The organism is Arthrobacter sp. Z1-15 (genome assembly GCF_054792395.1).
The window spans coordinates 2593707-2608555 of record NZ_CP096454.1 but is presented as its reverse complement, the minus strand read 5'-3'; the positions used below and the strand labels follow the sequence as shown (position 1 = coordinate 2608555).

General features: G+C 68.2%; 10 protein-coding genes. 6 read left to right on the top strand and 4 right to left on the bottom strand.

Annotated elements, in window-relative coordinates; translation table 11 throughout:
- Window positions 1–56: 56 nt before the first annotated feature.
- Together smc and M1D40_RS11915 are read left to right on the top strand one after the other, a co-directional pair.
- Window positions 57–3677 carry a chromosome segregation protein SMC gene (smc, locus tag M1D40_RS11920; protein ID WP_461168959.1) on the top strand — a complete coding sequence of 1207 codons (3621 nt, stop codon included), beginning with the start codon at window positions 57–59 and terminating at the stop codon, window positions 3675–3677.
- 152 nt (window positions 3678–3829) lie between these two features.
- A complete protein-coding gene (locus M1D40_RS11915) occupies window positions 3830–3955 on the top strand; it encodes a hypothetical protein (protein WP_341394798.1) in 126 nt (41 codons plus the stop codon).
- A 114-nt stretch (window positions 3956–4069) separates the two neighbouring features.
- On the opposite strand, the gene M1D40_RS11910 is transcribed toward M1D40_RS11915, so the two are convergent.
- Together M1D40_RS11910 and M1D40_RS11905 are read right to left on the bottom strand one after the other, a co-directional pair.
- Window positions 4070–4813: a glutamine amidotransferase gene (locus tag M1D40_RS11910; protein ID WP_341394799.1), complete on the bottom strand. Its 744-nt coding sequence runs from the start codon at window positions 4811–4813 to the stop codon at window positions 4070–4072.
- Window positions 4810–6201, bottom strand: coding sequence for an MFS transporter (locus M1D40_RS11905; protein WP_461168958.1), 1392 nt, complete (start codon window positions 6199–6201; stop codon window positions 4810–4812). The genes M1D40_RS11910 and M1D40_RS11905 overlap by 4 nt, the downstream gene beginning before the upstream one ends.
- 119 nt (window positions 6202–6320) lie before the next feature.
- Here M1D40_RS11905 and ftsY point away from each other — a divergent pair, with 119 nt between their 5' ends.
- Window positions 6321–7538 carry a signal recognition particle-docking protein FtsY gene (gene ftsY / locus M1D40_RS11900; RefSeq protein ID WP_341394801.1) on the top strand — a complete coding sequence of 406 codons (1218 nt, stop codon included), beginning with the start codon at window positions 6321–6323 and terminating at the stop codon, window positions 7536–7538.
- 150 nt (window positions 7539–7688) lie between these two features.
- Here the strand turns inward: ftsY and M1D40_RS11895 are convergent, their stop codons facing one another.
- Window positions 7689–9395 carry a hypothetical protein gene (locus M1D40_RS11895; protein ID WP_461168957.1) on the bottom strand — a complete coding sequence of 569 codons (1707 nt, stop codon included), beginning with the start codon at window positions 9393–9395 and terminating at the stop codon, window positions 7689–7691.
- Window positions 9396–9727: 332 nt separating this feature from the next.
- On the opposite strand from M1D40_RS11895, the gene M1D40_RS11890 reads away from it, so the two are divergent.
- Complete coding sequence (locus M1D40_RS11890; RefSeq protein WP_341394803.1) at window positions 9728–11023, top strand: ammonium transporter; 1296 nt, start codon at window positions 9728–9730, stop codon at window positions 11021–11023.
- On the top strand, window positions 11020–11358 hold the full coding sequence (locus M1D40_RS11885) for a P-II family nitrogen regulator (RefSeq protein ID WP_104053827.1): 339 nt from the start codon (window positions 11020–11022) through the stop codon (window positions 11356–11358). The genes M1D40_RS11890 and M1D40_RS11885 overlap by 4 nt, the downstream gene beginning before the upstream one ends.
- Before the next feature lie 351 nt (window positions 11359–11709).
- On the opposite strand, the gene M1D40_RS11880 is transcribed toward M1D40_RS11885, so the two are convergent.
- A complete protein-coding gene (locus M1D40_RS11880) occupies window positions 11710–13119 on the bottom strand; it encodes a glucose-6-phosphate dehydrogenase (protein ID WP_461168956.1) in 1410 nt (469 codons plus the stop codon).
- Window positions 13120–13248: 129 nt separating this feature from the next.
- Here M1D40_RS11880 and ffh point away from each other — a divergent pair, with 129 nt between their 5' ends.
- Window positions 13249–14832 (top strand): signal recognition particle protein, encoded by a 1584-nt coding sequence (ffh, locus tag M1D40_RS11875; RefSeq protein ID WP_461168955.1) that lies wholly within the window; start codon window positions 13249–13251, stop codon window positions 14830–14832.
- The last annotated feature ends 17 nt before the right edge of the window (window positions 14833–14849 follow it).

Sequence of the window (14849 nt, the reverse complement as noted above, 5' to 3'; positions counted from 1 at the left end):
TCTCAGGCACCAAGTAGATTTAAGGAATCACCCGACCGCAGGAAAGATTGGCCCACGTGCATTTGAAGACGCTGACCATGCGTGGATTTAAATCCTTCGCATCAGCCACCACGTTCGAGTTCGAACCCGGGGTGACCGCGGTGGTGGGGCCCAATGGGTCAGGGAAGTCCAATGTGGTGGACGCACTGGCGTGGGTTATGGGCGAGCAGGGCGCCAAGACACTGCGCGGCGGGAAGATGGAGGACGTCATTTTCGCCGGCACCAGCGGCCGCCCGGCACTCGGGCGGGCCCAGGTGTCCCTGACGATTGACAACGCCGACGGCGCCCTGCCGATCGAATACTCCGAAGTCACCATTTCCCGGACCCTGTTCCGTGCCGGCGGCTCCGAGTACGCCATCAACGGTGCCCCCGCCCGGCTCCTGGACATCCAGGAACTGCTCTCCGATTCCGGACTGGGCCGTGAGATGCATGTCATAGTCGGGCAGGGCCAGCTGGACCGGATCCTGCACGCCGGCGCCGACGAGCGCCGCGGCTTCATTGAAGAGGCGGCCGGGATCCTCAAGCACCGCCGCCGCCGCGAAAAAACAGTGCGGAAGCTCGACGCGATGCAGGCCAACCTGGCCCGGCTGACGGACCTCACCTCGGAACTGCGCCGCCAGCTCGGACCGCTGGGCAAGCAGGCCGCCGTCGCGCGCCGCGCCCGCACCGTGCAGCAGGACGCCCGCGACGCCCGGGCCCGGCTGCTCGCCGATGACCTGGTGACGCTGACCGGGACACTGGCTCGGGATGCAGCCGAAGAAACCGCGCTCCTCGCCCGGCGCGACGAGGCCGCCGCGGTCCTGGCCGCCGCCCGGGCCCGCCAGGACGAGCTGGAAAAACTTGCCGCCTCCGCAACTCCCCGGGTCAACGCCGCGCGGGACACCTGGTACGGGCTGTCCTCGCTGCGGGAGCGGTACCTGTCCCTGGTGGCGCTGGCCGAGGAACGGCGGCGCCTGCTGGGCAGCTCGGAGCACCGGGAGGAAACCGGCTCCGACCCCGAACGGCTGCAGGCGCAGGCCGGCCGGGTCCGGGCTGAGGCTGCGGCACTGCAGGAAACCATCGAAGAACGCCGCGGTGCGCTGGAGGATGCCGAGGAAATCCGGGCCGCCGCGGAAGCCGAGGCCGCTGCCGAAGAGCAGCGTCTGGCTGCCGTGCAGCGGGCAGCAGCGGACCGCCGCGAAGGCCTTGCCCGGATCTCCGGTGCGGTGGGCGCTGCCCGCTCCCGGGTGGATGCCGCGGAGGCGGAGCTGGGCCGGCTGCGTGCGTCCATTACCGAAGGCGAGGAACGGCGCCGGCGGGCGCAGCAGGAATTCACTGCCCTGGAGAACTCCGCGGCCGGCGCCGAGGAAGGCGAAGAGGGACTGGACGCCGAGTATGAAGACGCCCTCGCCGAACTTGATGCCGCCGCGGCGGCCCTGGAGGAGCTGCGCCGCGCCAAACAGGATGCCGAGCGCGAACGCGAAACCCTGACCGCCCGCCGAGACGCCCTGCGCGTGGGCCTGGACCGGCGGGACGGTTCGGCGCTGCTCCTGGACTCAGGGCTCGACGGCGTGCTGGCACCGTTCGCGGCACTGCTCACCGTCCGTTCCGGCTGCGAACGGGCCGTGACGGCGGCCCTGGGATCGGCCGCCGCAGCCGTTGCGGTGGCCGATACCGGTGCTGCAGTGCGCGCCCTGGACCACCTGCGGGAGCACGAAGGCGGCCAGGTGGACCTGGTGCTGGCTGCCGGCGGCGGTACCGGCGGGAAAACTCACCGTCCCGCCCCGGCGGAAGGCGCGACCTGGGCGCTGGACGCCGTGCAGGCACCGGAGGAGCTGCAGCACACACTGGCGGAACTGCTGGACGGCGTTGTCATCGTGGAGTCGCTGGCCGCTGCCGCCCGCGTACTGTCCGGCCGGCCGGAGCTGAAAGCCGTCACCGCCGGGGGAGAGGTCCTCTCCCTTTACGCCGGACGCGGCGGCTCCGCTTCGGCTCCGGGCCTGCTTGAACTGCAGGCGGCAGTGGAAGAGACCGAAGAACGGATCCGTGCTGCTGCCGCCCGGTCCGAACAGGCAGGCTTTGCCCTCTCCGGTGCGGTTGCCCGCCGGGATGCCGCGCAGGCGAGGACCGATGCGGCGCTGGCCGCCCTGCACGACTCCGATGCCCGGCTCGCCGCCGTCGCCGAGCGGCTCGGGACGCTGGGTTCGGCGCTGCGCTCAGCCGTCGGGGAGTCCGAACGCCTGCAGCGGCTGGTGAGCGCGGCCGAGGAGAATCTTGCCGCGGAACAGGAAGCGCTGGCTGCAGCTGCGGCCCGGCTGGCCGCCGCGGGCGAGGCCCCGGCCGACGAGGAACCGTCTACCGAACACCGGGAAGCGCTCGCGCTCGCCGCCGCCGCAGCCCGCCGCGCAGAAACCGATGCCCGCCTCGCGCTGCGCAGTGCGGAGGAACAGCACAAGGCGGTGGCCGGCCGGGCCGCCGGACTCGAACGCGCCGCTGAGAGCGAACGACGGGCGCGTGCCGCAGCGGAAGTCCGCGCCCGTCGTCGTGCCCTGCAGGCAGCGAAGGCAACGGCCGTCGCGGCGGCGGCGCGTGAAGTGCTGCGCTTCCTCGAGGTGTCCCTGGAAGCGGCGGCCGCCGAGCGCGACCATGCCGAATCCGTGCGCACCGCGTGGGATGCCGAACTGGGAACCGTCCGGACCACGGCTGCTAATGCTGCCGCCGAAGTCGCCCGGCTCACCGATTCGGTGCACCGCGACGAACTGGTTCGGGCGCAGCAGCAGCTGCGCGTCGAGGCACTGGAGGCCCGCGCCGTCGAGGAGCTGGGTCTCACCCCTGATCATCTGGTGGCCGAGTTCGGCCCTGACCAGCCCGTTCCGGTTCCAGTTCCGGTTCCGGGTCCGGCGGAGGGCGGCGGCAGCGGCGACAAGTGGGCGGCGCTGCACGCTCCGGTGGATGAGGACGGAAACCCGCTGATGACCGGGGTGCCCTATGACCGGGCGGCGCAGGAGAAGCGCCTCAAGCAGGCGGAGCGGGACCTGGCCGCCCTGGGCCGGGTCAACCCGCTGGCGCTGGAGGAGTTCGCCGCGCTGGAGGAACGGCACACGTTCCTCAGCACCCAGCTGGAGGACCTCAAGGCAACCCGCCGTGACCTGCTGGACATCATCAAGGATGTGGACCGGCAGGTCGAACAGGTGTTCACCGCCGCCTACCGCGACACCGCCGAGCAGTTTGAACGCGTGTTTGCCACATTGTTCCCGGGCGGGGAGGGCCGGCTGGTGCTTACCGATCCGGACAACATGCTGACCACGGGGATCGAGATCCAGGCCCGGCCCGCGGGCAAGAAGATCAAGCGGCTCTCCCTGCTCTCCGGCGGGGAACGGTCGCTGACCGCCGTGGCGCTGCTGGTGGCGATCTTCAAGGCCCGGCCCTCGCCGTTCTACGTCATGGACGAGGTGGAAGCCGCACTGGATGACACCAACCTGGGCCGGCTCATCACCATCTTCGAAGAGCTGAAGGAATCCAGCCAGCTGATTGTCATCACTCACCAGAAACGGACCATGGAAGTCGCCGATGCGCTCTACGGCGTGACGATGCAGGGCGACGGCGTCTCCACGGTGATCAGCCAGCGGCTGGACAAAGCCGCCGGACCTGCCGCCTAGTACCCGGCCTGCGGTCTGAGGCCGGCCTGCAGGCGCCGGACCAAAAAGATGCCGCTACGCGGGTCACCAACGGCCGCGGCGGTGCAGGATAGGTGTATCAGACCGAGCCCTTGAGAGTGCGGGCCTCGGACCGTTGAGAGGAAGGCAGGATCATGGCAGATCTGGGCGGTATGGCAGACAAGGCCAAGGACGCGGCAAAGGACAACCCGGAGAAGGTTGACCAGGTCAAGGACAAGGCCAAGGACGCCGTTGACGGCAAGAAAGACGACCAGAAGTAGGAACAGGCAGAACCGAAGCCGGGCCGTCCCGCAGGGGACGGCCCGGCTTTCCGGTGCCCGGGACTAGTCGCCGGGGACTATTCAGCCGGGCTTCCCGGCACCGTCCGGCTTGTCCTAGCGGGAGTCCTCGCGTGCGTACCGGAGCACAAAGTTGCGCAGGATCAGCGGCGGAACGCTGACGTCCGCTCCGCGCACGGAGTCGCGGACGGCGTCGGCCTCCTCGGGCGGGAAGTACCCGGCGTGCCGGTAAACGGTGATCCGGGTGAGCAGCCCCGGAACGTCCAGTTCGGGATGGAACTGCGTGGCGTAGAGATTCTCCCGGATCCGGAACATCTGCACCGGGCAGGTGGCGGAGCCGGCCAGGTTCACGGCGTTGGGCGGCAGCGCCGAGATGGCCTCGCGGTGGCCCACAAAGGCCGTGAAGGAATCCGGCACACCCTGCAGCAGGGGATCGAGCCTGCCCTCGCCGGTGAGCTTGATGTCCACCGCGCCGATGGCCTCGCCGAATTGCCGGTCAACAATTCCGCCCTGGTGCCGGCCGAGCGTTCCTACGCCGTAGCAGGCACCCAGGAACGGAAAGTCCCGCTCCACCACCTCATCGAGCAGCTCACCCAATTCACTTTCCACCCGCAGCTGCAGCTCCGACTTGGTGCTGTCCGGGTCGCTGGCGTTGAACGGGCTGCCGCTGACAAAGATGCCGCTGTACCGGTCCAGATCGATGCGGGGCAGCGGTCCGGCCTCGAGCCGGATCCGGTGCAGCTGCTCGGGCAGCAGGTTGCCGAAGCGCAGGAACGCTTCATATTCTTCGACGGCGGCGTCGTCTTCGGCCCGGGAGGCCAGCAGCAGGAAAGGCTTCATTCTTCGATCGTAGTGCGGGACGGCCCGGCCTGCGCGTCCGGTGACGGGGCGGATGCGGGCTTGGCCGGCCGCTCGGTTCCCGGCGTTGGGTCGGGATCGGTTCCCGGCGCTGCGTGCTGGGCGGCTCCCCGTGCTGCCCCGGGGCCCGCGGGCGAATCGGGTGCCGTCTCCGGCGGAACACCCGGAGCCGGTGCGCTGGCTTCGGGTTCCAGTGTTTCCCGGGCGCCGATCCAGGCGAAGCACGCCATGATGACAATGGCTCCGGTGACACCGAAGGCCCAGCTGAAGCCCAGGTAATCCGCCAGCAGTCCGGCCAGGATGGGGCCAACAATGGCGCCGCTGTCGCTGGCCATCTGGAAGGTGGCCAGCACCTTTCCGCCGCTGCGGTCATTGCCCACCACGTCGGCGACGGCGGCCTGCTGCGCCGGGTTCAGCAGGCCGGTGCCCATGCCGGCGATGGCGGAAACCACCAGGAACATGGGCACATTGGTGCTGAAGCCGATGGCGGCGGTGGCCAGGGCGTTCACGGCAAGGCCGGTCAGCACCAGCGGGCGCCGGCCCCAGCTGTCTGCCAGCCGCCCGGAGAAGGTCAGGACGACGGCGGTGCCGGCGGCAAACGCGGTCAGCGAGATGCCGGCGATTTCCGGGCCGGCGGTCAGGGCGGCGGCCGCGAACAGCGGCAGCAGCGAGTTGCGCACGCCGAAGGAGGACCAGCCGTTGGCGAAGCTCGAGGCCAGCGCGGCCCGGTACGCGGAGTCGCCCAGCGCCTCGCGGACCGTCAGCACCGGACGGGGCGCGGGCTTGGTCTCGCCCTCGGCCAGCCGCGCGTCCTTGAGATGGACGGCGACGACGCCGGCGGCCAGCACCAGCGCTGCCGCGTACACCAGGAACGGCACCCGCAGGCCAAAGCCGGCCAGCAGGCCGCCGGCGAGCGGGCCGGCAATGTTGCCCAGCAGGAAGGAGGAGGCATAGGCGCTGGAGACCCGTCCGCGCACGGAGGGTTTGGCGAGCCGGATGATCAGGGCCATGGCCGAAATGGTGAACATGGTGGATCCGATGCCGCCGAGGCCGCGGAAGATCAGCAGCTGCCAGTAGCTGCCGGCAAAGGCGCAGGCCGCGGTGGACACGGCGACGATGAGCAGCCCGGCGATGTAGACCGGGCGCTCGCCGAACTTTTCCAGCAGGGCGCCGCCGGCCGGCGCAAAGACCAGCCGGGTGAAGGCGAAGGCACTGACAATGACGGAGGAAGCGGCAACACCGACGTTGAAGCTTTGGGCGAACTGCGGCAGCACCGGGGCCACGAGGCCGAAGCCCAGGGCGATCACGAAGGCGGCGGCAATGAGGACTTTGATTTCCCGCGGTATCGCGAGACGGGGAGCACGAACCATGATGCCTAGATTCTCTCAGACCGGCGCGGATTCCGGGGATCCCTGTCCGGGCCGCGGCGGACCGGCGGCAGGTGCCCGCCGGGTGCCCGGAAACACACCGGTGTGACATGCTGGAGAGCGTGAATGAGACTCTTTCGATTGTGATCTATGTGGTCCTTGCCCTTGCGGTAGTCGGTTCCGTGGCAGCGCTGCTGGTGCGGACCCGCCGAACCCCCAAGGGGATGTATCCCACCACCCGTGATGCCAATGATCCGGTGACCGGATCGGGCGCGCATGCGGCCGGCACCGATGTCCTGGATGCGCCGCCCGCGGGCACCGCGCCCCCGGCTGACACCGACGTCGTCGTCCCCGATGACCTGCGCGACCTGGAGGAAGCGGCTCCCGCTCCCGAAGCTCCGGCGGTGGAAACCCCGGAGCCGGTGCAGGGCCGGCTGGCCCGTCTGCGCGCACGGCTCGCCAAGTCCAACAACGCGCTGGGCAAGGCGCTGCTGGCGCTGCTGTCCAGCGACAAGATTGACGAGGACGTCTGGGACGAGATCGAGGAAACGCTGCTGCTGGCGGACCTCGGCACCGAACCGACCATGGAACTGGTGGACGCCCTGCGCGAGCGGGTCAAGATTTCCGGCAGCCGGGATCCGCAGGAAGTGCACCAGATGCTCCGCGAGGAGCTGATCAAGCTCGTGGATCCGACCATGGACCGTTCCCTGGCCGTCACCCGGCACGCGGACAAGCCCGCCGTCGTCATGGTGGTGGGCGTGAACGGCGTTGGCAAGACGACCACGGTCGGCAAGCTCGCCCGTGTCCTGGTCGCCGAGGACAAGGACGTCCTGCTGGGCGCCGCTGACACCTTCCGCGCGGCGGCCGCCGAGCAGCTGGCCACCTGGGGACAGCGCGTGGGCGTTCCCACCGTGAAGTCCGACGTCGACGGCGCCGATCCGGCCTCCGTCGCCTTTGAAGCCGTCAAGGCCGGGATCGACGGCGAAGTGGACGTGGTCCTGATCGACACCGCCGGGCGCCTGCAGAACAAGGTTGGCCTGATGGACGAGCTGGGCAAGGTCAAGCGCGTCATTGAAAAGCAGGCCGAGGTGGACGAGGTCCTGCTGGTTTTGGACGCCACCACCGGGCAGAACGGCCTGATGCAGGCGAAGGTCTTCTCCGAGGTCGTGAACATCACCGGCATCGTGCTGACCAAGCTGGACGGAACCGCCAAGGGCGGCATCGTCGTCGCCATCCAGCGCACCCTGGGTGTGCCGGTCAAGCTGATCGGCCTCGGTGAAGGCGCCGATGACCTGGCCGTGTTCGACGCCGAGGGCTTCGTGGACGCACTGCTGGGCTAGGACCCGCGGGGCGCGTGCCCCGGCACCACCGCAGGAACGACAAAGGGCTCCGCACTTCCCCTCGGAAGTGCGGAGCCCTTTGTCGTGTGCTGCAGGCTGCTTGTGCTGCAGGTTGTGGTCCCACCCCGTGGAACGTGTTGCAGCGCCCGGCTAGAACGTGAAGTTCAGGACCGTGACCGTTCCGGCAGTCAGCGGGAAGGACTGCGTGCTGGATCCGTACTCGAACCCGGGTAGGGTCAGCCGCTCGGCGGCCGGGGTGCCTTCGGCGGCGGCGCCGTCGATCAGCGTGCCGTCTTGGGCCGCGTAGGACGGGCCGGTCATCTGGGACATCGTGCCGGTCAGGGCCTTGCCCGGCAGGTCGAGGCTGACCTGGGTCTGGGCGTCGGTCTCGGGGTTGTTGTTGTTGACCACCACCACGCTGATGCTGCCGTCTGCGTGGCGCACCGCGTACGGGTAGGCCAGACCGGTGGCGGCGGTGTCCAGCTTCAGGAACTCGCCGGGCTCCAATTCGCCAACCATGGACAGGCCGTAGTAATTGGCCCGTTCGTCCACCACGCCGTTGGGCTGGAGGTATTCGCCGCCGGCGCAGATGGCGGACATGGGCGGGCCGCCCTTGCAGGTCAGCAGCGAGCTGTGGAAGCTGACCCGGGTTACCCCGAGCTGGGCCGCGCTCAGCGCGTAGTCGGCGCTCCAGAGCGCCGAGGCATGGGTCTTGGTGGTCTCGTTGGAGCCGGGGCAGGCGGAGACGCCGGTTTCCGGGATCCAGGTTTCGATGCCGGCCGCGACGGCCGGTTCCAGTGCCGCGCCGCGGAAATTGTTGGCATGGTCGTGAATGTGCCGGGTGACCAGCGCGCCCATGACGGGCTCTCCGAGCGGATCGGTGCCTTCGCAGGAGGAGAGCGGGTAGTGGTGGAAGGACAGGATCTTCTTCTGCGGCAGTTCCACTTCGGCAAACGGGCCCCACCAGGACTGCTCGTAGGTGCCCGGGCCCACGATCGGCACTGTGGGTGCGACGGCGTGCATGGCCGTCGCATAGGCCTGCAGTTCCGTCAGGTAGTCCTGAACGCCGTAGCCGGAGGGCCGCAGGCCGGTCTTGGCGAATCCGTTGGGTTCGTTGCCCACGGTGATGCCGACCAGGCGCTCGCCGAAGGTTGCTGCGGCGAACTTGGTCATGTCCGCGGCACGGGCCGGGTCGTAATTGCCCAGATCCACGGTGAGGGCGATCTGCCCGTCCACGGCTTCCAGCAGCGTGTTGACCCGTTCCAGGTCCGCCGGGGTCACGGCGCGCACGGGGTGTGCCTTGTCTCCGGAGAGATTGCCGGGAATGGCTTCGCCGGCGGAGGTCCAGAAGAACCGGCGGTCCACGGCATTTCCGCCGAAGCGCAGCATCGGCCGGCCCAGCCCGGAGATCGACTGCACCATTTCCGCGTTGTCGCCGCTCAATGACGGGTCCGCCAGGTCCGTGGCTTCCAGGGAGAGCCCGATCAGCCCGGCGGGCAGGGACGTGCCCGTGGTTTCCGGAATCACGCTGATGCTCAGCGGCTCCACGGGGTTCAGCGGTGAACCGGCCGGAGGGCCCGCCTGCTCGTAGTAGTTCACGGCGGGAGCCGGCGGCAGCGTGGGCTCCGGCTTCGGCGTCATCGTGAAGGGGGTGCCGGTGGGGGAGGGAGCTGCCGCGGGTGCAGCCTCATCGTCCAGGACCATGGGGGCGACGACGGCGCCTGCCGCCAGCACTATCGCCAGTGCCGCACCGGAGATAATCCACGGCTTCTTCCTGTTCCTGCCTGGTCGCTGATTGTTGCCGTCTTCGGCGGCCATGGAATCTGGACCGCCGGAGAAGGGAGACTGCTCGGGCATAAAGGTTGTACCTCCGGTAGTGAGACTTAGGGACCATCCTAGCCGCGGGCGGACGGTGGACCGTCCGGAGCCGGGGCTGCCTCCGGTCCTGTTTTCTGCCCCTCCGCCGGCCTCTGCCGCGTCCCGTGGAGACCGCTCGAAGGCCGGTATCCGACCAGGCGAGATGCCTGCTCATGCCCGGCGAAATGCTGCGGAAACATGGCCGACGCGGAGTTTTTACATCAGGGGGCGGTTTGTAATGTTCCGGCAATCATCCCGGGCGGAGCCCGAAATCTTGCCCCGGCACAGTTCATGGTGCGGGAAGGGCCCGCAGCAGGTGAAGGGACGTGAAGATGGATCTGTCAGCAGGTCACGTCTGGGTGATGGTTTCGGCGGCACTGGTGCTGCTCATGACGCCCGGAGTGGCATTCTTTTACGGCGGGATGACCCGCGCCAAGGCCGCACTGAACATGATGATGATGAGTTTCGTGTCCATCGGGCTGGTCGGAGTCGTCTGGGTTTTGTGGGGCTTCTCCATGACGGGCGGCGACGGTGTGGGCGGTCTGTTCGGCAATCCCTTTACCTCCTTCGGCCTTGAGTCCCTGATCGGCACCGAGGACCTCATCAGCGCCGGCTACGGTGCCACCTTCGCCATCATCACGGTGGCACTGATCAGCGGCGCCATTGCGGACCGCGCCAAATTCAGTGCCTGGGCCGTTTTCGTGCCGGTCTGGGTCACCCTGGTCTACTGCCCGGTGGCCTTCATGGTCTGGGGCGGCGGCCTGCTGGGCGAAGAGGGAGCTATCGGTTCAGTGGTGGGCGAGGCCATCGACTTCGCCGGCGGCACCGTGGTGCACATCAATGCAGGCGTCGCGGCGCTCGTCCTGGCCCTGATCATCGGCAAGCGCAAGGGCTTCGGCAAGGATCCGAGCCAGCGCCCCCACAACATTCCCTTCGTGATGCTCGGTGCCACGCTGCTCTGGTTCGGCTGGTTCGGTTTCAACGGCGGCGCCGCCGGCTCTGCCGAGGAAGCCGGACTGATCTGGATCAACACCATGGCGGCCCCGGCTGCGGCAATGGTCGGCTGGCTGCTGACCGAACGTTTCCGGGACGGACGCCCGACGTCGCTGGGTGCCGCTTCGGGCATCGTCGCCGGACTGGTGGCCATCACCCCGGCCTGCGCCAGCGTCAGCCCGCTCGGCGCCGTCGGCCTGGGCCTGGTGGCCGGAATCCTGTCAGCGCTCGCCGTCGGCCTGAAATACAAGCTGGGTTACGACGACTCCCTGGACGTGGTGGGCGTGCACCTGGTCGCCGGCATTGCCGGCACCCTGGCCCTGGGCTTCATTGCCCTCCCGGTTGAGGGCGAGGGCGGCGGCCTGTTCTACGGCGGCGGCTTTGCGCAGCTGGGCGCGCAGGTGGTGGCCGCCGTCGTCGCCATCATCTTCTCCGCAGTCCTGACACTCATCATTGGCCTGGCCATCCACAAGACCATTGGCTTCCGGGTGTCCGAGGATTCCGAAGTCAACGGCGTGGACCTGAGTGAACACGCCGAAACTGCCTACGAATTCGGCGGGCTGGGCGTGGGCGGATCCTTCCGGCCCTTCCCGGACTCCGCGCGCACCTCTACTAAGGAAACGGTGAACTCATGAAGCTGGTAACCGCCATTGTCCGCCCGGAAAAGCTCGACGCCGTCCGCGGATCCCTGGAAAGCTACGGGGTGCAGGGCCTGACCGTGAGCCAGGCCAACGGCTACGGACGCCAGCGCGGACACACCGAGGTTTACCGCGGAGCCGAATACACCGTGGACCTGCTGCCGAAGATCCGCATCGAGGTCCTGGTGGCCAACGAATGGCTCAACGACATCGTGGATGTGCTGGTTTCCACCGCCAACACCGGGCGGGCCGGGGACGGCAAGGTCTGGGTGGTCAACGTGGAGGAAGCGCTGCGGGTCCGCACCGGGGAACGAGGGGACTCCGCGCTCTAGGTCTCTGACCTCCGGGCCGGTCGGTGGTCTCTGGCCCCTTGGTCGGTCAGTGCCGCACAGCAAAACAGGAAGACCGAGTAGGACAGGTAGACCCCCGGAACTGCGGCTCGCCGCCGCAGCTCCGGGGGTCTTCCTGCGTTCACGCCGGGGTGGAGTCGCGTCCTCGGGCTGCCTTCCTGCCGTCGCCCCACGGATGTGCTGCGAGGGATGGCTATGCCGCCGCGACGGCCTGCTCCGTGCGCGCGTTCCCATTGTTTGGGGCGGTTGTAGCCTCTTGTGGTCCATCCCGCCGCGCAAGGCTACAGAGGGTGGGAACCTGTGCAGCTTGGTGCGACGGAAAGCCGTACTCCGTTACAGCTCCGCGCGGCTGCTCTCCCACTCCGGAGGGCCCATGGTTCCGGCGGGATACGTTTCCAGCGGAACCTCGCCGTCGGCCCAGGCTTTGAGCACCGGATCGACGATCCGCCAGCATTCCTCCGCAATATCAGCACGCACGGAGGCCAGCGGGTCACCGGAGAGGATCCCGGCCAGGACCTCGCCGTACGGGGTCAGTGCGGACTTGTGCATGGGAGCGCTGAGCCCGGTCCGCTCCAGGATGAAGACGTTCTCCGGTCCGTTCACATTCAGTTCCAGTTCCAGCCTGGCCGGAGCAAAAGAGATCCGGAGCCGGGATGCGTCCCCTGCCGTCCCGGTGAATCCGTTGGGCAGGTGGCTCACCGGTTTGAAGGTGATGACGGCCTCCTGCCGGTTTTTGCCCAGCGCCTTGCCCGAACGCAGGATGAACGGCACCCCGGCCCAGCGGTCGTTTTCGATCCGGATTTCGACTTCGGCCAGCGTTTCCGTTTCTCGGTCCGGGTCCACTCCGGGGGAGTCGGCGTACGCCTGGACCCCTTCGCCGTTGATCTCCCCGGCAGTCCAGCGGGCGCGGCGGGTGCTGTGCTGATAGTCCTGCGGCACCGAGGAGGCACGCAGTGTGGCCGCGATCAAATCCCGCACGTCCCGCTCACCCAGGGTTGCGGGGGCGCCCATCGCGATGACGGCCATGGTGTGCAGCAGGTGGCTCTGGATCATGTCCCGCAGGGCGCCGGCGCCGTCGTAGTACTTCGCCCGGTCCTCGAGTCCAAGTTCCTCGTCAAAGAGGATCTCCACGCGCTCAATGTGCAGGTTGTTCCACACCGGCTCCAGGATCCGGTTGGTGAACCGCAGCCCGAGGACGTTCATCACGGTGGCCATGCCCAGGAAATGGTCCACCCGGTACACGTGGCTCTCGGGGACCAGCTCCGCCAGCACCCGGTTCAACTCCCGCGCCGAGGCCTCGTCGCTGGCAAAGGGCTTTTCGAGCACCAGCCGGGTCTCCTCGGGCAGGTCCCCGGGCTTCAATGCCGCCACCGTGGACTGCGTAACCTCCGGCGGCAGCGCGAAGTACACGGCCAGCGGCGCGTCCAGGCTTTGGATGTCCCGGACCAGCCGCTCCGGATCCTTCAGATCCACCTGCAGGTAGCTGCCGTTCCGGACAGCGGCATCGAGCGCTTCCCGGCCGTCGTCGTCGGCCTCGCTGCGCGCAGCGGCGAAGGACTCCTTCAGCAGGTCCTGCCAGGTTTCATCGGTCCAGTCCCGGGAACCGGAGCCGACGACGCGCAGGTCATCGGGCGCCCGGCCGCTGCCGATCAGCTGGCCCAGTCCGGGCAGCAGCAGACGCTGCGCAAGGTCTCCGGTGCCGCCGAGAATCATGAGGGTGCGAAGAGGTGAAGTTTCAGTCATGTCTCCAGCCTGCCACCGGCGGCGCTGAACCGCTAAGAGTTTTGCGGCAAATACTCAACCTGCCTTGGTACCCTTAACAGCTGGGCCTGCCAAACATGGCGAAGATCTGACGAAAGAAGTGCGCGGCACGTGTTCAATTCACTGTCTGACCGGTTGACTACAACCTTCAAGAACCTTCGCGGCAAGGGCAAACTGACCGAAGCCGACGTCGACGCCACAGTCCGCGAGATCCGCCGCGCCCTGCTCGACGCCGACGTCGCGGTGCCCGTGGTCCGTGCCTTCACCGCCTCCGTCAAGGAGCGCGCCCTCGGTCTCGAGGTTTCCCAGGCCCTGAACCCGGGTCAGCAGGTCGTCAAGATCGTGAACGAGGAACTCGTCGGGATCCTCGGCGGGGAGACCCGCCGGCTGCGCCTGGCGAAGAACCCGCCCACGGTCATCATGCTCGCGGGCCTGCAGGGTGCCGGTAAGACCACCCTCGCCGGCAAGCTCTCCAAGCACCTCAAGAGCCAGGGCCACAGCCCCCTGCTTGTCGCGGCCGACCTTCAGCGCCCGAACGCCGTCAAGCAGCTGCAGGTCAACGGCGAACGCGCCGGCGTGCCGGTTTATGCACCGCACCCGGGTGTCTCCTCCGAGTTCGAGTCCGCCACCGGCGATCCGGTCGCCGTCGCCCGCCAGGGCATTGAGGAAGCGCGCACCAAGCTGCACGACGTCGTCATCGTTGACACCGCAGGCCGCCTGGGTGTGGACGCCGAACTGATGCAGCAGGCCGCGGACATCCGCGCCGCCATCAACCCTGACGAAGTCCTCTTCGTCATTGACGCCATGATCGGCCAGGACGCCGTCAACACAGCGCAGGCGTTCAACGAAGGCGTCAACTTCACCGGCGTGGTCCTGACCAAGCTCGACGGCGACGCCCGCGGCGGTGCCGCCCTGTCCGTCGCGTCGGTGACCGGCAAGCCCATCATGTTCGCCTCCACCGGTGAAGGCCTCACCGACTTCGAGGTTTTCCACCCGGACCGCATGGCCAGCCGCATCCTGGACCTCGGCGACGTCCTGACGCTGATCGAGCAGGCCGAGCAGAACTGGGACAAGGACGAAGCGTCCCGGATGGCGAAGAAGTTCGCCGACCAGGAAGACTTCACCCTGGATGACTTCCTGATGCAGATGCAGCAGCTGCGCAAGATGGGCTCCATGAAGAAGATGCTCATGATGATGCCCGGCGCCGCCGGCATGCGTGAGCAGCTGGAGAACTTTGACGAGCGTGAAATTGACCGCGTCGAGGCCATTGTCCGGTCCATGACGCCGCACGAGCGGGTGGCGCCGAAGATCATCAACGGTTCCCGCCGCGCCCGCATCGCCCGCGGTTCCGGCGTGCACGTGTCCGAGGTCAACGGCCTGCTGGAGCGTTTTGTGCAGGCCCAGAAGATGATGAAGAAGATGGCTGCCGGCGGCGGCATGCCGGGGATGCCGGGAATGGCCGGACCCGGCGGGTTCAGCGGTTCGCGCAAGAAGCAGCAGGCGTCCAAGGGCAAGAAGAAGGCCCGTTCCGGAAACCCGGCCAAGGCAGCCCAGGAGCTGGCCGAGGCCGAGGCCCGGCGCGCGGGGGCCCGCAAGGCGCTTCCCACGGGCAGCGCCTTCGGAGCCCAGGACACGGACTTCGACCCGTCGTCCCTGAACCTCCCCAAGGGCTTCGAGAAGTTCCTGGGCAAGTAACGGATTACGCTGGACAC